20 protein-coding genes are annotated in these 18,569 nt (G+C 74.3%); 9 read left to right on the forward strand and 11 right to left on the reverse strand.

The features are described 5' to 3' along the window. Nucleotides 1–17: 17 nt before the first annotated feature. The 7 genes from BJ983_RS00200 to dnaK all read right to left on the reverse strand — a co-directional run bounded on the left by BJ983_RS00200 (nucleotide 18) and on the right by dnaK (nucleotide 7,469). Nucleotides 18–533: a hypothetical protein gene (locus BJ983_RS00200; RefSeq protein ID WP_246325499.1), complete on the reverse strand. Its 516-nt coding sequence runs from the start codon at nucleotides 531–533 to the stop codon at nucleotides 18–20. Next, on the reverse strand, nucleotides 533–1,012 hold the full coding sequence (gene trxA / locus BJ983_RS00205) for a thioredoxin (protein ID WP_179791948.1): 480 nt from the start codon (nucleotides 1,010–1,012) through the stop codon (nucleotides 533–535). The genes BJ983_RS00200 and trxA overlap by 1 nt, the downstream gene beginning before the upstream one ends. Further along, nucleotides 1,009–3,648 (reverse strand): ATP-dependent chaperone ClpB, encoded by a 2,640-nt coding sequence (gene clpB, locus BJ983_RS00210; protein ID WP_179791949.1) that lies wholly within the window; start codon nucleotides 3,646–3,648, stop codon nucleotides 1,009–1,011. The genes trxA and clpB overlap by 4 nt, the downstream gene beginning before the upstream one ends. After that, the gene (locus BJ983_RS00215; RefSeq protein WP_179791950.1) at nucleotides 3,648–3,950 is read right to left on the reverse strand and encodes a chaperone modulator CbpM; all 303 of its coding nucleotides are present in this window, start codon (nucleotides 3,948–3,950) and stop codon (nucleotides 3,648–3,650) included. Before BJ983_RS00215 ends, clpB begins: the two co-directional genes overlap by 1 nt. Next, complete coding sequence (locus tag BJ983_RS00220) at nucleotides 3,947–4,945, reverse strand: DnaJ C-terminal domain-containing protein (RefSeq protein ID WP_179791951.1); 999 nt, start codon at nucleotides 4,943–4,945, stop codon at nucleotides 3,947–3,949. Before BJ983_RS00220 ends, BJ983_RS00215 begins: the two co-directional genes overlap by 4 nt. A gap of 6 nt (nucleotides 4,946–4,951) precedes the next feature. Next, the gene (locus tag BJ983_RS00225; RefSeq protein ID WP_343053559.1) at nucleotides 4,952–5,479 is read right to left on the reverse strand and encodes a nucleotide exchange factor GrpE; all 528 of its coding nucleotides are present in this window, start codon (nucleotides 5,477–5,479) and stop codon (nucleotides 4,952–4,954) included. Between the two features lie 70 nt (nucleotides 5,480–5,549). Beyond that, entirely contained in the window at nucleotides 5,550–7,469 is a 1,920-nt protein-coding gene (dnaK, locus tag BJ983_RS00230; protein WP_179791953.1) for a molecular chaperone DnaK, read from the reverse strand. Nucleotides 7,470–7,918: 449 nt separating this feature from the next. Between dnaK and BJ983_RS00235 the strand changes: the two genes are divergently transcribed. Then, a complete protein-coding gene (locus BJ983_RS00235; RefSeq protein ID WP_179791954.1) occupies nucleotides 7,919–8,191 on the forward strand; it encodes a UBP-type zinc finger domain-containing protein in 273 nt (90 codons plus the stop codon). Beyond that, complete coding sequence (locus tag BJ983_RS00240) at nucleotides 8,188–9,918, forward strand: FAD-dependent oxidoreductase (protein ID WP_179791955.1); 1,731 nt, start codon at nucleotides 8,188–8,190, stop codon at nucleotides 9,916–9,918. The genes BJ983_RS00235 and BJ983_RS00240 overlap by 4 nt, the downstream gene beginning before the upstream one ends. A 7-nt stretch (nucleotides 9,919–9,925) precedes the next feature. Here BJ983_RS00240 and BJ983_RS00245 read toward each other — a convergent pair whose 3' ends face one another. Next, nucleotides 9,926–11,083: an FAD-dependent oxidoreductase gene (locus tag BJ983_RS00245; RefSeq protein ID WP_179791956.1), complete on the reverse strand. Its 1,158-nt coding sequence runs from the start codon at nucleotides 11,081–11,083 to the stop codon at nucleotides 9,926–9,928. A 178-nt stretch (nucleotides 11,084–11,261) separates the two neighbouring features. On the opposite strand from BJ983_RS00245, the gene BJ983_RS00250 reads away from it, so the two are divergent. Next, nucleotides 11,262–12,155, forward strand: coding sequence for a LysR family transcriptional regulator (locus tag BJ983_RS00250; protein ID WP_179791957.1), 894 nt, complete (start codon nucleotides 11,262–11,264; stop codon nucleotides 12,153–12,155). A 15-nt stretch (nucleotides 12,156–12,170) separates the two neighbouring features. Here BJ983_RS00250 and BJ983_RS00255 read toward each other — a convergent pair whose 3' ends face one another. Then, the gene (locus tag BJ983_RS00255) at nucleotides 12,171–12,845 is read right to left on the reverse strand and encodes an SDR family NAD(P)-dependent oxidoreductase (protein WP_179791958.1); all 675 of its coding nucleotides are present in this window, start codon (nucleotides 12,843–12,845) and stop codon (nucleotides 12,171–12,173) included. 73 nt (nucleotides 12,846–12,918) lie between these two features. On the opposite strand from BJ983_RS00255, the gene BJ983_RS00260 reads away from it, so the two are divergent. The 4 genes from BJ983_RS00260 (at nucleotide 12,919) to BJ983_RS00275 (ending at nucleotide 16,479) form a co-directional block, all read left to right on the forward strand. After that, entirely contained in the window at nucleotides 12,919–14,085 is a 1,167-nt protein-coding gene (locus BJ983_RS00260; RefSeq protein ID WP_179791959.1) for a cytochrome P450, read from the forward strand. Nucleotides 14,086–14,127: 42 nt separating this feature from the next. Further along, the gene (locus BJ983_RS00265; RefSeq protein ID WP_179791960.1) at nucleotides 14,128–14,322 is read left to right on the forward strand and encodes a ferredoxin; all 195 of its coding nucleotides are present in this window, start codon (nucleotides 14,128–14,130) and stop codon (nucleotides 14,320–14,322) included. A gap of 100 nt (nucleotides 14,323–14,422) precedes the next feature. Beyond that, a complete protein-coding gene (locus BJ983_RS00270; RefSeq protein ID WP_179791961.1) occupies nucleotides 14,423–15,079 on the forward strand; it encodes a TetR family transcriptional regulator in 657 nt (218 codons plus the stop codon). Beyond that, entirely contained in the window at nucleotides 15,076–16,479 is a 1,404-nt protein-coding gene (locus BJ983_RS00275) for a solute carrier family 23 protein (protein ID WP_179791962.1), read from the forward strand. The genes BJ983_RS00270 and BJ983_RS00275 overlap by 4 nt, the downstream gene beginning before the upstream one ends. On the opposite strand, the gene BJ983_RS30060 is transcribed toward BJ983_RS00275, so the two are convergent. Further along, nucleotides 16,385–17,038 (reverse strand): TetR/AcrR family transcriptional regulator, encoded by a 654-nt coding sequence (locus BJ983_RS30060; protein WP_218890024.1) that lies wholly within the window; start codon nucleotides 17,036–17,038, stop codon nucleotides 16,385–16,387. The two genes, BJ983_RS00275 and BJ983_RS30060, sit on opposite strands and share 95 nt — an antisense overlap. Nucleotides 17,039–17,152: 114 nt before the next feature. Further along, nucleotides 17,153–17,434 carry a hypothetical protein gene (locus BJ983_RS00285; RefSeq protein WP_179791963.1) on the reverse strand — a complete coding sequence of 94 codons (282 nt, stop codon included), beginning with the start codon at nucleotides 17,432–17,434 and terminating at the stop codon, nucleotides 17,153–17,155. 340 nt (nucleotides 17,435–17,774) lie between these two features. Here BJ983_RS00285 and BJ983_RS00290 point away from each other — a divergent pair, with 340 nt between their 5' ends. Further along, nucleotides 17,775–18,092 carry a metalloregulator ArsR/SmtB family transcription factor gene (locus BJ983_RS00290; protein ID WP_179791964.1) on the forward strand — a complete coding sequence of 106 codons (318 nt, stop codon included), beginning with the start codon at nucleotides 17,775–17,777 and terminating at the stop codon, nucleotides 18,090–18,092. Next, nucleotides 18,089–18,565 carry an SRPBCC domain-containing protein gene (locus tag BJ983_RS00295; protein ID WP_179791965.1) on the forward strand — a complete coding sequence of 159 codons (477 nt, stop codon included), beginning with the start codon at nucleotides 18,089–18,091 and terminating at the stop codon, nucleotides 18,563–18,565. Before BJ983_RS00290 ends, BJ983_RS00295 begins: the two co-directional genes overlap by 4 nt. Nucleotides 18,566–18,569: the final 4 nt, after the last annotated feature.

Raw genomic sequence — 18,569 nt, forward strand, 5'->3', positions numbered from 1 at the left:
TGCGCGGCCGAGTTCGGCTAGGAGGCGAGGCGGAGGGGTGCGAGCCTGGACCGACGCCGCCGACGGCCGGAGCCATTGCCGGCCAGCGCCAGGGCCGCCCCGATCCCGACGAGCCACACGTCCTTCGCGAGCGGGATGCCATCGGGCGTCGGGAAGACGCTGCCCGGGCGGCGCATCCCGGGGGTGGCCGCGTAGAGCCCGAGCAGTCCCGCTCCGAAGGCGAGCAGTCCGACCCCGACGACGGCGTTCGGCACGACGGGCAGCAGCAGCGCGGCACCGAGGCCCACCTCGCCCGCCGCCAGGCCCCTCGCGAAGGTGATCGGGTCGACCTGCTCGAGGAACGGGTAGGCGCCGCGAGCGAACCCGTGCAGGTACTTGGCGGTGGCCTCGTCGGCGCCCCACTTGGAGAGGCCGGAGTCGAGGACGTAGCCGCCCGACACCAGCCGCAGCGGGATCACCCAGGCCCGGTCGCGCAGGCCCGTCGTCGCACCGGTCGTCGCGTTCGTCAGCGTGTTCGCCACCGCGCTCGTCATCAGGTCGTCTCCTTCGCGTGGGGGGTGGTCCCGGCGTCGGCGCCGAGGGACTCGTCCAGCCAGGTGCGCAGCGTCGGGAGCGGCGCCGCGCCGGCCTGCCGGGCGACGACGTCGCCCCGACGCAGGACGAGCAGGGTGGGGACCGCCATGACCTCGAAGCGCCGGGCGGTCCCGGGATTCGCGTCGATGTCGACCTTCACCAGCTTGATCCGGCCCGCCCGCTCCGTGGCGAGCTGCTCGAGGGCCGGGCTCACCATGCGGCAGGGCCCGCACCACGGGGCCCACAGGTCGACCAGCACCGGCAGGGGCGCCCGCTCGGCGATCTCGGTGAAGTCGGCGTCGCCCGCCTCGGCGATCCACGGCAGGTGCGCGTGGCAGTTCCCGCACGCCGGCCGCCCGGTACCCACGGCGGGCACCCGGTTGCGCATGCCGCAGTTCGGGCAGGTGACCACCGGCTCGCGGCCCGTTCCGGCCGTCATACCGGCACCACCGCCTGGTCGGTCCGGGTGGGGGCGTCGTGGCCGACGACGAGCCGGCCGTCGCGGACGTCGACGTCGACGGTCGATCCGTCGACGACCTCCCCGGCCACCAGCGCCCTCGCGACGGCGGTCTCCACCTCGCGGGCAATGAAGCGGCGCAGGGGCCGCGCCCCGTACACCGGGTCGTAGCCCTCCCGGGCGACGAAGGCGCGCGCCGCGTCGGTCACCCGCAGTCCGACGTGGCGCTCGGCCAGCCGGGCCCGCAGCTCGGTGAGCATCAGGTCCACGATCTCGGCGATCTGGTTCGCGACGAGCGGCGTGAACAGCACGGTGTCGTCGACCCGGTTGAGGAACTCGGGGCGGAAGTGCGCGCGCAGCGCCGCCATCACCTGGTCGCGGGCCTCGTCGGTGAGATCCCCGCTCGGGGTCACCCCGTCGATCAGGTACTGCGACCCGATGTTGGAGGTCATGATCACGACGGCGTTGCGGAAGTCGACGGTGCGGCCCCGCGCGTCGGTGAGGCGGCCGTCGTCGAGCACCTGGAGCAGCGTGTTGAACACGTCGGGGTGTGCCTTCTCGATCTCGTCGAACAGCACCACGGCGTAGGGCCGCCGCCGGACCGCCTCGGTGAGCTGACCGCCCTCCTCGTGGCCGACGTAGCCGGGCGGGGCCCCCACCAGACGTGACACGGTGTGTCGCTCCTGGTACTCGCTCATGTCGATGCGGACCAGGTTGTCCTCGGAGTCGAACAGCGCCGACGCCAGCGCCTTGGCCAGCTCGGTCTTCCCGACGCCGGTGGGTCCGAGGAAGATGAACGACCCGGTCGGGCGCCGCGGGTCCTTGATCCCGGAGCGGGCCCGCATGATCGCGTCGGTCACCGCGCGGACCGCCTCGTCCTGCCCGACCACCCGACCGTGCAGGATCTTGTCCAGCCGCAGGAGCTTCTCCCGCTCGCCCTCGGTGAGCTGGCTGACCGGGATGCCGGTCCAGGCGGACACGATCTCGGAGATCTCCTCCGCGGTGACCTCCTCGCGGAGCAGGCGTCGACCGCCCTGCTTCGTCACGAGATGCCCCTCCTCGGCCGTGAGCCGGCGCTCCAGCTCGACGAGACGGCCGTAGCGCAGCTCGGCGGCGCGGTTGAGGTCGTAGGCGCGCTCGGCCTCCTCGGCGTCGCGGCGGACCTGCTCCAGCTCGGCCCGCAATTCCTGGACGCGCTTGATGGCCTGCCGTTCGGCCTCCCACTGGGCGCGCATGGCGTCGGCCTCGGCGCGGAGGTCGGACAGCTCGCGGCGCAGCTCCTCGAGCCGGGACGCGCTCGCCGTGTCCGTCTCCTGGGCCAGCGCCGCCTCCTCGATCTCCAGCCGGGTGACCCGGCGGGTGATCCCGTCGAGTTCCGCGGGCATCGAGTCGATCTCGGTGCGGAGCCGGGCGCACGCCTCGTCGACCAGGTCGATCGCCTTGTCCGGGAGGAAGCGCTCGGTGAGGTAGCGGTCCGAGAGGGTCGCGGCCGCCACCAGCGCGCCGTCCTGGATGCGTACCCCGTGGAACACCTGCAGCCGTTCGCGCAGGCCACGCAGGATGGAGACGGTGTCCTCGATGCTGGGCTGCTCGACGTGGACCGGCTGGAAGCGACGCTCCAGCGCGGCGTCGTTCTCGACGTGGCGGTACTCGTCGAGCGTGGTGGCGCCGATCATGTGCAGTTCGCCCCGGGCGAGCATCGGCTTGAGCATGTTGCTCGAGTCCATCGAGCCCTCGGCCGCCCCCGCGCCGACCACGGTGTGCATCTCGTCGACGAACAGCAGGATCCGGCCCTCGGCGGCCCTGACCTCCGCGAGCACGGCCTGCAACCGCTCCTCGAACTCGCCCCGGTACTTCGCTCCGGCGATGAGCAGCCCCATGTCCAGGGCGAACACCGTCCGGTCGGTGAGGCCCTCCGGGACGTCGCCGTGCGCGATGCGCTGCGCGAGCCCCTCGACGATCGCGGTCTTCCCCACGCCCGGGTCGCCGATCAGCACCGGGTTGTTCTTGGACTTGCGGGACAGGATCTGGATCACGCGGCGGACCTCGGCGTCGCGGCCGATGACCGGGTCCATCCGGCCCTGCCGCGCGTTCGCGACGAGATCCTGGCCGTACTTGGTGAGTGCCTCGTAGGTGCCCTCCGGGCTCGCCGAGGTCACCCGCTGGTTGCCGCGGATCGTGGTGAGCTCGGTGAGGATGCGATCGCGGGTGATCCCGAACCGGGCCAGGAGGCGACCCGCCCCCGTCTGCTCGCCCCCGTCGGCGAGCGCGACCAGCAGGTGCTCGACGGACACGTACTCGTCCTTGAGCCGGGCCGCCTCGCGTTCGGCCGCCTCCAGGACACGCGCCAGGGCCTGCGTGACCGAGACCTGACCCGGGGACGCCGACGGACGGGTCGTCCTCGGCTTGCGCGACAGCGCGGCCTCGACGTCCCCGCGCAGCCGGGACACGTCGACCCCGGACCCGGTGAGCAGCCGGGGTGCCAGCCCGTCGGGCTGCTCCAGCAGGGCGAGCAACAGGTGTTCGCCGTCGACCTCGGTGTGACCGGCCCTCGTCGCGATGCCCTGGGCGGCGGACAACGCCTCCTGCGATTTCTGGGTGAGTCGGTTCAGGTCCATCAGGTGCTCCCGTCCCGCAGCCGGCCTTCCAGTTCCTGGATGCGATCGAGCAGCTCACAGACCAGCCCGATCGCGGCGTAGTTGAGCCCGAGCCCCCGCCGGAGGCGCTCGATGCGGGCGACGACGGGGAGCTGGCCGGGTGGGAACCGCAGCTCGCCCCCGCCCCGGACCGCCTGCACCAGCCCGAGGGCGACGAAGCGCCCCAGCAGGTCGGGGTGCACCCCGCTGCGCCGGCAGAACTCCTCCCGGCTCAACCGCCGTCCCGGCTGCCGGCGGACCGTCATCACGTAGCTCTGTGTCATGGCCCACCTCGTCGTCCGTCGCGGCGCGGGTCGAAGTCGGAGATCTCGGCGAGGCGGGCGAAGAGATCCCGCTCGGCGTCGGTCGGCCGGGGCGGGACCATGACCTCGATCTCGGCGAACAGGTCTCCCGGCGCCCCCCGGGGGTTCGGCATGCCCTGCCCCCGCAGGCGCAGCCGGCGCCCGGTGGACGAGCCCGGCGGGACCTCGACCTTCGTCCCGCCGGCGGGGGTCGGGACGGGCACGCTCCCGCCGAGCGCGGCCTCCCAGGGGGCGAGGGGCAGATCGACGCTGATGTCGCGGCCCGTCACCCGGAATTGGGGGTGCGGGAGGAGCCGCACGACGAAGTAGAGGTCGCCGGGCTCCCCACCACCGACCCCGCGCCCGCCCTCGCCGGTCAACCGGATGCGCTGCCCGTCGGTCACGCCTGCGGGGATCGTCACCGTGTAGGTGCGGGGTCCGGCCGTCCCGGTCAGCGTCACCGGGCGGCGACCACCGCGGTAGGCCTCCTCGACGGTCAGCGGGAGCTCCGCCTCCTGGTCGGCCCCACTGATCGGCCCGGACCGCGCGCGCCCGCGGCCGAACATGCCGCCGAGGAGCTCCTCGATGTCGATGTCCCCGGCGAGATCGTCGAAACCCGCAGAGTCGAAGCCCGCGGAGTCGAAGCCCGCGGAGTCGAAGCCCGCGGAGCGGAAACCGGCTCCCGGGCCGGCGGACGACCGACCGCCCGCCCGGCCCCCGACCCCGGCACCGACGGTCTGCTCCCAGTCGTCGGGGACCTTGCGGAAGTCCTCCCCGAACCGGTCGTAGCGGCGGCGCGACCCGGGGTCGGACAGGACGTGGTAGGCCTCGTTGATCTCCTTGAACCGGTCCTCCGCCGCGGGGTCACGGTTGACGTCGGGATGGTTGGCGCGGGCCAGCCGGCGGAAGGCCTGCTGGAGCTCCTCGCTCCCGGCGTCGCGGGGGACGCCGAGCACCTCGTAGAAGTCGCGGGCCACCTCCGCTCACCCCTCCGCCGGCCCGGTGACGGTCACCGAGGCCGGCCGCAGCTGCCGCTCCGGGGTCCCGTAGCCGGGACGGACCACCTCCGCGACGTGTCCGGGTGCCAGGCCGTCCGCCGGGGCGACGACGCCCACCACCTCGTGGCGGGCCGGGTCGAACGGGACGCCGGTGTCGTCCTGGCGCGGATAGCCGAGGCCCGCGAGGATCGCCGCCGCCTGCTCCCGGACGGCCCGGACGCCCTCGAGGACGGCGTCCGGGTCGGCGTGCGTGTGCTGCAGGGCCAGGTCGAGGTTGTCCAGCACCGGGAGGAACGCCGCGGCCACCCGCCCCCGTTCGTCCGTCCGTTCCTGGCCGAGCGACCGGGCGTGCCGCTTGCGCAGGTTGTCGAGGTCCGCGACGGCGCGCCGCCACCGGTCCTCGAACCCGTCGGCGGACGGGGCCGCCCCGTCCGCGCCGGGTGGGTTCCCGCCCCCGTCCCGGCCCGGGGCCGGCTCGGACCCGCCGTCCGGGCCGCGGCGGTCGTCGTCCACCTCGTCGTGGGGAGAGGTCCGTGTCGATCCCGGGTCGGGCCCGGGCGTCGGGGAGGTCATCGTGTGCGGCTCAGGTGCGATCGAACTCGGCGTCGATCACGTCGTCGCTGCCGCCACCGTCCGCCGCGGCCCCCGAGGCGCCCGAGCTCCCCGCGGCGTCGGCGCGCGCCCCGCCCGACGTCCCGTCGGCCCGGCCGGCCGAGGCGGCCCGGAGCCCGTCGAGCACGCCCTGCAGCTCCTGGGTCAGCTCCTCGGCACGGGTCCGCGGCACCTCCTCGCCGACGGCGGTGCGGGCGTCGGCCACCAGCATCTCGGCCCGCGCCCGCTCGTGTGCCGGGGCGTCGTCGCCCAGCTCGTCGAGCAGGCGCTGCACCTGGTGGGCGACCGCGTCGAGGGTGTTGCGGGCCTCGACGTCGCGCCGCAGCTCCTGGTCGGAGGTCCGGTTCCGCTCCGCGTCGGCGACCATGCGGTCGACCTCGGCCTGGTCCAGGGTGGAGCTCTCGGAGATCGTGATCCCCTGCTCCGCCCCGGTGTCGCGGTCGCGGGCGGTCACGTTGAGGATGCCGTTCGCGTCGACGTCGAGCGTGACCTCGACCTGCGGCTCGCCGCGGGGCGCCGGCCGGATGTCGCCCAGCTGGAAGCGGCCGAGCACGCGGTTGTCCGCGGCGCGCTCGCGTTCGCCCTGCAGCACCACCACGTCGACGGCGGGCTGGTTGTCCGCCGCCGTCGAGAAGGTCTCGCTGCCCCGCGCCGGGATCGTCGTGTTGCGTTCCATGATCTTCGTCATGACGCCGCCCTGGGTCTCCACGCCGAGCGAGAGCGGCGTGACATCGAGCAGCAGCACGTCGGAGACGTCCCCGGTGAGGACGCCGGCCTGCGTGCCCGCGCCGTCGGCGACCACCTCGTCGGGGTTGACGCTCATGTTCGCGTCCTTGCCGCCGGTGAGCCGGCGCACGAGGGCCTGGACGGCGGGGATGCGGGTGGAGCCACCGACGAGGATGACCTCGTCGATGTCGGCGGCCGTCACCCGCGCGTCGGCCATCGCCTGCTCCACCGGCCCCATCGTGCGGTCGACGAGGTCCGCGCTCAGCCGTTCGAACGTCGAGCGCATCAGGGTCGTGGTCAGGTGCTTGGGGCCGGTCGCGTCGGCCGTGACGAACGGCAGGCTGATCTGCGTCTGCGCGACGGAGCTCAGCTCGACCTTCGCCTTCTCCGCCGCCTCGTGGAGCCGCTGCAGGGCCTGCGGGTCACGGCGGAGGTCGATGCCGTTCTCCGCGGCGAACCCGTCGGCGAGGTGGTCGACGATCCGGCGGTCGAAGTCGTCGCCCCCGAGGTGGGTGTCGCCGGCGGTGGCGCGCACCTCGACGACGCCGTCGCCCACGTCGAGGATGCTCACGTCGAACGTCCCGCCGCCCAGGTCGAACACCAGCACCGTCTCGTGCTCGCGCTTGTCCATCCCGTAGGCCAAAGCCGCGGCCGTCGGCTCGTTGATGATCCGCAGCACCTCGAGACCCGCGATCCGGCCGGCATCGCGGGTCGCCGTGCGCTGGGCGTCGTTGAAGTAGGCCGGCACGGTGATGACGACCTTGTCGACCTTCTCGCCGAGCTGTCGGCCCGCGTCGTCGGCGAGCTTGCGGAGGATCATCGCGCTGATCTCCTCCGGGGCGTAGAGCTCGTCCCGGATCCGGATGCGCGCGTTGCCGTTCTCGTCGGCCACCACGTCGTAGGTGACCTGGGAGGCCTCGTCGGTCACCTCGTCGAAGCGGCGTCCGATGAACCGCTTGACCGAGTACACCGTGCCCTGGGGATTGAGGATCGCCTGCCGGCGGGCGAGCTGCCCGACCAGGCGTTCCCCGGTGTCGGTGAAGGCGACCACCGACGGCGTGGTCCGCGCGCCCTCGGCGTTCGGGACCACCTCGGAGGCCCCGCTCTCCCAGGCGGCGATGACCGAGTTCGTGGTGCCGAGGTCGATCCCCGCGGCGCGTGCCATGTCGGTTCCTCCCATCGAGCGGCCGGATGCCTCCGACCTGCGCGGCTCTCGGTGTGGCCCCGGCGGCCACCGGGCGATCCCACGGTGCGCCCGTCCGTCCGGCACCGAACCGGTCTCGCGGGTGCATTCCCGCGGCGCGGTCTGGACCCGGCGGGTCAGGCCCACGCACCTGTCGGTCCACCCGTTCCCGCCGCTCGACGACGTCGGCGAGCGGGTGGACCGACACGCCGGGTCCAGGAGGCCTGCGGGGATTGCCTCCGTCGGACCGGTTCGGAGGTGGCGCACCGGTGTGACCGTGGTGGCCCGCGGTCGGGGCGACCGGGCCCGTCCGCGACCTCGGACCTCCAGGAGGCGCTCGTGACGTGTATGCGCTCCGGGTCGAGCCGCGCGCTCGGCCCGCCGACCGACCCGACCTCGACCGGACGGTCGCCGGACCGGGGAGGTCGGCGATGACCGCCCCGCGCGACGTGGTCACCGACCCGCACCTCGCCTGGGTCCGCGACGTGGCCCCGCAGACCGACGGGTGCGAGGAGTGCCTGCGGACGGGCACCCCGTGGGTGCACCTGCGGTTGTGCCTGACGTGCGGACACGTCGGGTGCTGCGATTCCTCGCCGATGCGCCACGCCCGCGCGCACGCGGGTGTCGTCGGGCACCCGATCGTGCAGTCGGCGGAGCCGGGGGAGTACTGGCGTTGGTGCTTCGTCGACGAGGCGTTCGCGTGACGCCCGGGAGGACGACCGCCGACGACGTCGAGCGGCTGCTCGCCACCGCGCCGCCGGACGAGACCCCGGACCTGAGCGGTGCCTTCCCCCGCCTGTCGGAGGACCGGGTGCGGGTGCTGGACGGGTACGGGTCGCGCCGGCAGACCCGGCGCGGGGAGGTGCTCTACGGCGAGGGACGCCCGGAGGAGTCGTTCCTCGTGGTGACCTCGGGCCGGGTCGCCGTCGTCGAGGCGCTCGGGACCCCGGCGGAGCGACTGGTGCGGGTCCACGGACCCGGGCGGTTCCTCGGGGAGCTCGGTCTGCTGACCGGCGAGGTCGCCTTCTTCTCGACGATCGTGCTGGAGCCCGGGGAGGTGCTGGAGGTCCCCGCGGACCGCCTGCGGGACATCGTGGTCCGGGACCAGGCGTTCGGGGACGACGTCCTCCGGGCCTACCTCGTCCGGCGCACGCTCGCGATCGGGGAGGGACTGGGCTTCCGCATCATCGGCTCCCGGTACTCGCCGGACACCCGCCGGCTGCGGGAGTTCGCGGCCCGCAACCGGCTCCCGCACCGGTTCGTCGACGTCGAGGCCGACGTCGAGGCCGAGTCCCTGCTGCGCGGGCTCGGGATCACGGCGGCCGAGACCCCCGTCGTGCTGTGGCGCGACCAGGTCCTGCGCAACCCCCAGACCGCCGAGGTCGCCGCCCTCGTCGGGCGGCGACCCGACCGGCCCTCGCCCGGGGTGTGTGACCTGCTCGTGGTCGGTGCCGGACCCGCCGGCCTCGCCGCCGCCGTGTACGCGGCCTCCGAGGGACTGTCCACCCAGCTCCTCGACGCCGTCGCCATCGGCGGCCAGGCCGCCCGGTCGTCGCGGATCGAGAACTACCTCGGCTTCCCGGCGGGCATCTCGGGCGCCGAGCTCGCCGAGCGGGCCGAGGTGCAGGCGCGGAAGTTCGGCGCCTCCGCCACCGTGCCCGCCGACGCCGTCACCCTGGACGTGTCCGGGGCGCATCCCACCGTCCGGCTGTCCGAGGGGGAGGAGATCCGCACGCGCACCCTCGTGATCGCGACGGGGGCCCGCTACCGCCGCCTCCCGGTCCCGCGGCTGGCCGAGTTCGAGCAGACGAGCGTGTACTACGCCGCGACCCTCGTCGAGGCCCAGTTGTGCGTGTCCGACCCGGTCGTGGTGGTGGGGGGCGGGAACTCGGCCGGCCAGGCCGCGCTCTTCCTGGCCGACCACGCCCGGTCGGTCGCGCTCGTCGTCCGCGAGCAGTCCCTCGACGAGTACATGTCCCGGTACCTCGCCGACCGGATCGAGCGCGATCCGCGCATCGAGGTGCATCTGCACACCGAGATCCGCGATCTCGAGGGTGAGGACGGCCGGCTCGAGGCCGTGGTCGTGGAGGACGCGACGAGCGGATCCCGCGTGGAGCTGCCGGCCCGCGAGCTCATGGTGTTCATCGGGGCGAGTCCGTGTACCGGCTGGCTGGCCGGGGCGGTCTCGCTCGACGACGGCGGCTACGTCCGTACCGGCCCGGCCCTCGCCGCCCGCGTCGACGGGGAGGGCGACCGGGGAGCCCCGGAGGGGGTGCGGGCGACGCTGGAGACCGACGTCCCGGGCGTGTTCGCCGCCGGCGACGTCCGGAGCGGGTCGATCAAGCGGGTGGCGTCCGCGGTGGGCGAGGGGGCCATGGCGGTCCGCCTCGCGCACGAGCACCTGGCCCGCGTCTCCGGCCGGAACTGCTGATGCCGCGCTAGAAGCCGAACCGGCGCTCGAAGTCGGCGTCGAGGAGCGCCGGGCGGGCGAGGGCGAACGTGTCGACCGGAATGCGGGAGCGACCCGCCGTCGCGAACTCGGCGAGGACCCGCCCCAGCAGCGAGGCGTAGGCGCCCGCCCGACCCGTGCCCACCGCCACGTGCACGGCCGGCGCCTCGGGCACGGTGTCGACGACGAGGTGGCGGTCCGGCGCGACGGTCGAGGTGGCGGTCGTGCTGGAGAGCTCGGGGCCGCCGAACTCGGGCAGGTGCTCGGCGAGGAACTCCTCGCGGTTCTTGCGGTGCAGCGCGTCGGCCTCGAAGGACGGCGGGCCGTGGCCGTCGAGGTCCTGGTCCAGGGTCGTCGCGACGGCGCCGTGCACCGGGAGGGCGACGAGGTCCTCGGCGCCGTGCCAGCGGACGATCGGGAACGCGCCGGGGGAGTGCTCGAGCAGGTGCGCCGTCGCATAACGGCTGACCTGCTCGTGGCGGGTGACGAGCGGGAGCGGGCGGCCCAGGTCGGCGAGCAGGCCGGCGGCGACGGCGTCCGCCGTCACGAGCACCTGCGCAGCGCGGTGGACCCCGTCGTCGGTGACGACCTCGACGTGGTCGCGCACGGGGCGGATCGAGCGGACCGGGGTGTCCTCCCGGACCTCGGCGCCCTGCCCGCGGGCGAGCGCCAGGTGCACGGCGGCGGCCCGTTGCGCGTCGACGACCCCGGCGGTGCGCTGGAAGATCGCCCGCTCGGTGCCGGTCAGCCGCAGCTGCGGCCAGCGGGCGCGCACGGCGCGCGCGTCGAGCTCCTCGACCGGCGTCGCATGCCGGGCGGCGACCGCGCGGTAGCCGTCGAGCACGTCCACGCCCAGCCGGGTCCCGGCCGACACGACGAGCTCGCCGGTGTCGGCGACGAGGTGCTGACCCGAGACCCGCTCCACGTCCCGCCACGCGGCGAGGGCGGCGGGGGCGAGGGCGGCGTGCACGTCGAGGGGCTGGGTGCGGCTCAGCGCGAGGGTGCGCTCGGGGCCGGCGCCGACGCGTCCGGCCTCCAGGCCGAGCACGGCCCCCGGCCGTCCGCCCGCGGCCCGCGCCGACCAGTACAGCGCGGCGGCGCCGGGGCCGCCGCAGCCGACGACGATGATGCGGTGCTCGGGGGTCATGACGGGGGCGCTCCCGGGTCGGGTGCGGGCGGCTTCGGGGTCCACCCTGCGTGCCGACGACGGATCGTGGTGGCGTCGGTCGATCGGCAACGCTTCTGCTCGCAGAAGGCGCGCCTTATGGATCCCCTCCGCCGCGTCGGCGCCCGCGCGTCCGCGACGGTCGGGCACCATCGATCGCATGGACCTCGAGCTCCGACAACTGCGGGCCTTCCTCGCGGTGGCCTCGGAGCTGCACTTCAGTCGGGCGGCGCGGCGGCTGCACGTGAGCCAGCCCGCGCTCTCCCAGCAGATCCGCGCGCTGGAGAAGAGCCTCGGCACGGCGTTGTTCGACCGGTCCAGCCGCGCGACGGAGCTGACCGCCGCGGGGCGGGTGCTGTTCGAGGCGGCGCCGCGGGTGCTCGCCGAGGCGGAACGGGCGCAGGCGCTGGTCACCCAGGCGGCGCGCGGTGCCGTGGGGCTGCTGACGGTCGGCTCGGTGGGGACGGCGCTGGCGTCGATCGCGCCGCGCATCCTGCGGCTGGTCCGCGCCGAGTTCCCCGACCTGCAGCTCGAGGTCAGCCAGTACGACACGTCCCCGCAGCTGGTCGCGCTCGCCGACGGCCGGATCGACGTCGGGCTCGTCCGGGCCGCCCAGCCGACCGAGACGGTCGCGGTGGAGCACCTGGTCTCGGAGCCGCTGCTGTGCGCGGTGCCGACGGACCACCGGCTCGCGGGCGGTCCGACCGTCGATCCGCGTGAGCTCGCCGACGAGCCGTTCGTGCTCTGGCCGCGCCCCCTGGGACGCGCGTTCTTCGACATCATCGTGAGCTACTGCCTGGGCCACGGGTTCAGCCCGCGCATCGTCGTCGAGGGCGCCGACATCGAGACCCAGCTCGGGCTGGTCGCGGCCGGGCTCGGGGTGTCGCTGCAGCCGTCGTACTACGCGAACCTGCGGCCGCCCGGAGTCGTGTTCCTGCCGCTCGACGGGGAGGTCCCGCAGGTCGCGCTGCAGGTGGCCTACCGGCGCAGCGACCGCTCCCCGGCCGTCGCGCACTTCGTGGCGGCGGCGAAGGAGTGCGCGGCGTCCGGCTGACTCACCCGGGGTGATCTACCAGGGCACGCTCCGGCCGTCGGCGAGGAACGAGCCGCTGGGGTGCACGGTCGGCCGGAGCACGGTCGCGACGATGCCCGCGGCGCCGTCGGCGACCGGTCGCCCGCCGCGTCCGCCCATGTCGGTGGCGGTCCAGCCCGGGGACACCGACTGCACGACGACGGGGGCGAGCGCGTCCGCGAAGACGCGCGTGGTCGCGTTGAGCGCCGCCTTCGACACCGAGTACGCGGGGGAGTGCGCCCGCATGCGGGTCAGCGACCCCAGCTCGCTCGTCACGTTCACGACGACGGGTTCGGTCCCCTCGCGCAGCAGCGGCGCGGCCGCCTGGATGAGCCGCCAGGCGGCGAGCACGTTCGTGCGCCACGCCTCGTCGACGACCGCGAGGTCCTCGGTGAGCGGGTCGGCGCCGGAGTCGAAGTTCACGGCCGCGTTGTTCACCACCGCGTCGAGCCGGCCGAGGTGCTCGCCGATCCAGGCGACGGCGGCGTCGACCGAGGCCTGGTCGGTCACGTCCAGGCCGACGAAGTGGACGCCGAGCTCGGCGGCGACCCGCTCGCCGTCGGCGGGGTCGCGGGTCCCGGCGACGACGGTGCACCCGGCGGCGGCGAGCTGGCGGGCGATCTCGGTGCCGAGGCCCCGGGACGCGCCGGTGACGAGGACGGTGCGGCTCATCCGGCAGGATGCCCCCTCCCGGCCCCGCCCTATCTGACAGATGGCTACCGTTTCCGGTGCTAACGTCGGGCGCATGGCCGGTGCGATCACCCTCCCGCTCCACATGCAGCGCGACCGGTACGACCCGCCGTCGCGCATGGCGGAGCTGCGGTCCGCGCCGGGGCTCGAGGCCGTCAACACGCCGCTGGGACTCCACGCTTTCCTCGCGACCCGCTACGAGGACGTCCGCGAGGTCCTCGGCGACGCCGAGCGCTTCTCCAGCGCCGGCCTGCCCGCGCTCCCCGGCTCGGACGGGGACCAGCGGGTGGGCAACCTCCTCGCCCTGGACCCGCCGGACCACACGCGGCTGCGCCGGATGCTGACCGGGGAGTTCACGGTCCGCCGGATCCGTCGCCTGCAGCCGCGGATCGAGCAGATCGTCGCCGACCACCTCGACGCCATGGAGCGGGCCGGGTCGCCCGTCGACCTCGTCGAGCACTTCGCGCTGCCGATCCCGAGCCTGGTGATCTGCGAGCTGCTGGGCGTGCCCTACGCCGACCGGGGCGACTTCCACCGGCGGGCCGCGGTCCAGCTCGACCTCACGCGCCCGCTCTCCGAGCGCGGCGCGATGGCGGCGGAGTCGCGCGCCTACATGGGCACGCTCGTCGACCGGGCGACGGCGGACCCCGGCGAGGACATGCTCGGCATGCTCGTGCGCGAGCACGGCGACGAGTTCAGCCGGGCCGAACTGGTCGGGGTGGCCTCGTTGCTGCTGATCGCCGGCCACGAGACGACCGCGAACATGTTGGCGCTCGGCACCCTCGCGCTGCTGGAGAACCCGGAGCAGGCCGAGGCCGTGCGGGCCGACCCCGCCGTCACCGCGCCCGCCGTCGAGGAGCTCATGCGGTTCCTGTCCGTGGTGCACTCGGGGATGCCGCGCCGGGTCACCCGGGACACCGAGGTCGCCGGGACCGCGCTGCGGGCGGGGGACTTCGTGGTCGTCTCCCTGCCCGCCGCGGACCGCGACCGGGCGCTCGTGGAGGACCCGGACCGGCTCGACGTCGGGCGGGCCGCGGCGCCGCACGTGGCGTTCGGCCACGGGGTGCACCACTGCCTCGGCGCGCCGCTCGCCCGGATGGAGATGGCCACCGCCTTCCCGGCCCTGCTGCGCCGGTTCCCGACGCTCGCCGTGGCCGGCGAGCCGGAGTTCCGCTCCGCCACCGTGGTCTACGGGCTGCGCCACCTACCGGTCTCCTGGTGAGATCGACCGTCCTTTCGCCCACCACCGGAGGGGAACCACCTGATGAAGATCCGAGCCGACCGGGACGTCTGCATCGGGGCGGGCAACTGCGTGCTCGCCGCGGAGAACGTGTTCGACCAGGACGACGACGCGATCGTCGTCGTCCTGCAGGAGACCCCCGAGGGGGCCGACGCCGAGGCCGCCCGCAACGCGGTCGGGTCGTGCCCGTCGGGGGCGCTGTCGATCGAGGAGACGTAGCGGAGCGGAGCTCGACCATCGAGCGGGGAGTGGCGACGGCGCCGTCCGGTCGCGAGCGACACGTCCGGATCGCGCCTCCGCGCTGCTAGCGTCCCGGCCCGTGACCGACGTGTCCTCCCGACCGTTGCGTGCCGACGCCGCGCGCAACCACCGCGCCATCGTGGCCGCGGCGCGGGAGGCGTTCGAGGAGGTCGGCCCCGACGTCCCGCTCGAGGAGGTCGCGCGGCGCGCGGGGGTCGGCCCGTCGACGCTCTACCGTCGCTTCGGCGGCCGGGACGAGCTGGTCAACGCCGTGTTCTCCGAGTACTTCGTCGAGACCGTCGAACCGCTGTTCTCCCGCGTCGGGGCCGAGCCCGACCCGGGCCGCGCGGTCGCGGTGCTCGTCGAGGGGATCGCGCGCGCGTTCGTGCACCAGCGCGGCATCCTGCGCGCCGCGAAGGACGCCGGCGCGTTCACCCCGGAGCTCGTGCTGCGCTTCGTCGGCCCGATGCACGACCTCGTCGAGCGCGCGAAGGAGCAGGGTGCCGTGCGCTCCGACCTGGAGGCCCGCGACCTCCCCGCGGTCGCCCACATGCTGGCCTCGATCGCCGCGCCGTTCGGCAGCGAGGTCGAGCCGCGCACGTGGGACCGCTATCTCGCGTTCCTGGTCGACGGGCTCACCGCCGGGGCCGAACGCACCGCACTGCCCCCCCTCCCCCCACCGCCGCGCGCCGAGGTCGCCGAGCGGCTCGGTTGCTCGGACAGGAGCCGCACGTGACGAGATCCCTGCGCTGGACGGTCCACGGCGACGGCCGTGCTCCCGGCCCGGGGGAGGTGGTGCGACCCGACGAACGGATGAGCTGGGGGCGCACCGTCGGACTCGGGATGCAGCACGTCCTCGCCATGTTCGGGGCGACCTTCGTCTTCCCCGTCCTCATGGGCCTGGACCCGAACCTCGCGATCCTGCTCTCCGGGCTCGCGACGATGCTGTTCCTGCTGATGACCCGGGGCCGCGTCCCCAGCTACCTGGGCACCAGCGCGTCGTTCGTCGGCGTCGTCGCCGCGGTGCGGGCCGACGGCGGCACCAGTGCCGAGGTGACCGGCGCGATCGCCGTCACCGGCGTCGTCCTCGCCCTGGTCGGGCTGGCGGTGCACCTCGGCGGGGCGCGCATCATCTCGGCGATCCTGCCGCCGGCCGTCACCGGTGCGGTGGTGCTGCTGATCGGCTTCAACCTCGCCCCCGTCGTCGCGGGCACGTACTGGCCGCAGGACCAGGGCGTCGCCCTGGTGACCATGCTCGTCGTCATGGTGGTGGCGGTCGCCGCCCGCGGGATGCTGGGCCGCCTCGCCGTGCTGGTCGGCCTCGTCGTCGGCTACCTGCTCTCGGTGGTGCTCGACGCCGTGCTGGGGCCGATCACCGCGCCGGACGCCTCCGGGGTCGTGTCCACGCACCTGCGCCTGGACTTCTCGAAGGTGGGCGACGCCCCGTGGGTGGGGCTGCCGCTGGGCTCGCCGGACGCCCCGGGTCTGCACTTCCCCGCGTTCAGTGCGACCGCGATCCTCATCGTGGTGCCGGTGGTCGTGGCGCTCATCGCGGAGAACACCGGGCACGTCAAGGCGGTCGCGTCGATGACCCGCGAGGACCTCGACCCGTACCTGGGGCGGGCGCTCGCGGCGGACGGCATCGCCACCGCGGTCGCGGGCGGGGTCGGGGGGTCGCCCACCACGACCTACGCCGAGAACATCGGGGTCATGGCCGCGACGCGGGTCTACTCGACGGCGGCCTACTGGGTGGCGGCCGTCGTCGCGGTGCTCATCGGGTTCTGCCCGAAGTTCGGTGCGGTCGTGGCGGCCACCCCGGGCGGCGTGCTGGGCGGGATCACCGTGGTGCTCTACGGGATGATCGGCCTGCTCGGCGCGCGGATCTGGGTGGAGAACAAGGTCGACTTCTCCCGCCCGGAGGTGCTCGTGCCGCTGGCCGCGGGCATCGTGATCGGCGTCGGCGACGTGACCATGCGCTTCGCCGGCGGGCAGTTCGGCGGCATCGCGTTCGGCACCGTGGTGACGATCGCGGGCTACCACCTCATGCGTCGCCTGGCCCCGGACCGTCCGGACCCGATGCCGGCGGAGACGGTGGAGCGGACCCCGGAGCCTCGAGACCCGCCAGAAGGGCGATGAGGGTCCGCCCGAACAGGTCGTCGGGCACCGAGTCCGGGCTGAGCCGGCGGTGCTGCACCAGGCCGCGGGCCAGCGCGGAGGTCACGGTGGCGACCTCGGCGTCGGACATCGAGAGCGTGGTGCCGCGCCGGGTGCGCTCCTGCTCCACCATCGCGGTGGTGACCTCGTGCACCCGCCGGTGGTGGGCGGCCAGCTCCGCGCCGAACGCGGGGGAGCGCAGGGCGTAGAGCCAGGCCTCGGCGCCGAGCTCCGCGAGGTGGTCGGAATCGGCCTCGGCGAGGAGCTGGCGGTTCAGCGCCGGCACCGCGGCCTCGAAGCCGTCGGCGAGCTCGGCCTGCGCGGTGGCGAACTCCTGCGCGGAGCGCCGCTCCATCAGGGCGACGAAGAGCTTCTCCTTGCTGGTGAAGTGGGCGTACACCGAGCCGACGGAGGTGCCGGCGGTCCGGGCGATCTCCTCCACCGACGCCGCGCCGTAGCCGCGCTCGGCGAACACCGTCGCCGCCGCGTCCAGGAGGTTCTCGTGGGTGCGCGCCTTCGCAGCGGCCCGACTGCCGGACATGGGGACAGTCTCCCCCGTGGAGGAGGATCGACGGGGCGGGTGGGTGATGGTTCCAGCATCACCCACCCGCCCCGCGTCATCCGGTCGGTCGGGGGTCCGGCCGGCGGGCGGTCGTCAGACCGACGATCCGAACAGTCCGGTCGTCACGCCGCCGACCAACGGCGCCGCGACCCCGTCCACGCCGCCGACGACGCCGCCCACGAGGTCGGTGACCCCGCCGAGCAGCTCACCGCCCGCGCCGACGAGGCCGCCGACGAGTCCCTTGCTCGCCTGCGACGCCGCGGGGGAGTGGCCGTGGGAGTGCGACTCGGTGGCGTTCGCCGCGCCGGCCATCGCGACCGTGCCGACGCCCGCGAGCATCGTGGCGGCGGCGAGCCGGGTGGTCATGCTGGTCATGGGGTTCCTCCTGGTGGTGTCCCGACGTCCCGCTCGTCCGAGGCGTCGGCGGAACTCTCCCGACGTCCGGAGCGGTCGTTCGTCGCGGGGTCACTCAGTGAACGGACCCTCAATGAACCGATCGGTGCCCGGACTGCCGTCCATCGGACCCGGGCCTCCTGGCGAACGGCCGCTCGATCCGCTCGACCGAGTGATACCTGGTCTCTTCGGGTGAACATCATCCGCCAACGTGACGGTCGGTGATCTCTCCTCGTCGGATCGCTCCTCGTTGACTTCCTGTGTCTGATGGTCCTAGAGTCGTACTCAACCTAAAGGTTGAATACGACGATCGGAGCGACCGGTGGACGACGAGCTCTCCCGAGCCTTCGCCGCCCTGGCCGACCCGATCCGACGGGACATCGTCGCCCGCCTCACCGCGGACGACATGACCGTCACGGAGCTCGCCGCGCACCACGCCGTGAGCCTCCAGGCCGTCTCCAAGCACCTGCGGGTGCTCGAGGCGGCCGGCCTGATCAGCCGCAGGCGGGACGGCCAGCAGCGCTGGGCGCACCTCGAGGTCGACGTGTTCGACCTGCTCACCGGCTGGATCGACACCTATCGCCGCCGCGCCGAGCTGCGGCACCAGCGACTCGACGACGTCCTGAGGAGACAGCCGTGACCACGACCCTGCAGACCACCATCGAGGCCGACCCCACCGTGCCCGCCATCCGCATCACCCGGGAGTTCGACGCCCCTCCGTCCGCGGTCTTCCGGGCCCACGTGGACCCCGTGCTCGTGGTGCAGTGGCTCGGTCCGCGCCGGCTGACCATGACCGTGCAGCACTGGGACGCCCGGACCGGCGGCGGCTACCGGTACACCCACGTCGGCGAGGACGGCACCGAGCACCACTTCCTCGGGTCGTTCCACGAGATCCGGCCCGACGAGCGGATCGTGCAGACGTTCGCCTACGTCCCCTTCGCCGACCAGGTGGCGCTGGAGACGATGACGTTCACCGAGCTGCCGGGCGGGCGGTGCCGGCTCGAGGGCTTCTCGCTGTGCGGCTCCTTCGAGGGCCGGGACGCGATGCTCGCCTCGGGGATGGACGAGGGTGTCGTGCAGGGCTACGAGCGCCTCGACGAGGTCCTGTCCTGACGGC

Source organism: Actinomycetospora corticicola (assembly GCF_013409505.1).
Classification (GTDB): Bacteria; Actinomycetota; Actinomycetes; order Mycobacteriales; family Pseudonocardiaceae; genus Actinomycetospora; species Actinomycetospora corticicola.